This window comes from Lactiplantibacillus sp. C232 (genome assembly GCF_023806725.1).
GTDB lineage: Bacteria > Bacillota > Bacilli > Lactobacillales > Lactobacillaceae > Lactiplantibacillus > Lactiplantibacillus plantarum.
In genome coordinates, this window is the sequence record NZ_JAMSKZ010000062.1 from 1 (window position 1) to 290 (window position 290).

A 290-nucleotide genomic window follows, 5' to 3' on the forward strand; every position below is an offset into this window, starting at 1 on the left:
GTTACTGGCGATTCCAGTGACCTTGAATTTACCATCGTGTACACCAAGAATGCTCCAACCGTGACAACGGAAAGTAAAACGGTCAATGAGACTATTCATTATGTTTATACGGATGGAACTATAGCCCATGATGATTATGTGGCCCAGCCCATCACGTTTACACGGACTGTATCTACAGATGCTGTCACGGGTGAAAAGACATATGGGGGTTGGTCGGCAGCGCAACAATTTGCGGCCGTGGATAGTCCAGCAATTAAGGGCTACACACCAGATCAGAGCAAAATTAGTAC

At 46.2% G+C, this 290-nt stretch carries 1 protein-coding gene; it reads left to right on the top strand.

Features of this window, described 5'->3' with window-relative positions; translation table 11 throughout:
- On the top strand, nt 1-290 hold a 290-nt coding region (locus tag MZO41_RS16625; RefSeq protein WP_438286710.1), incomplete at both ends, for a mucin-binding protein.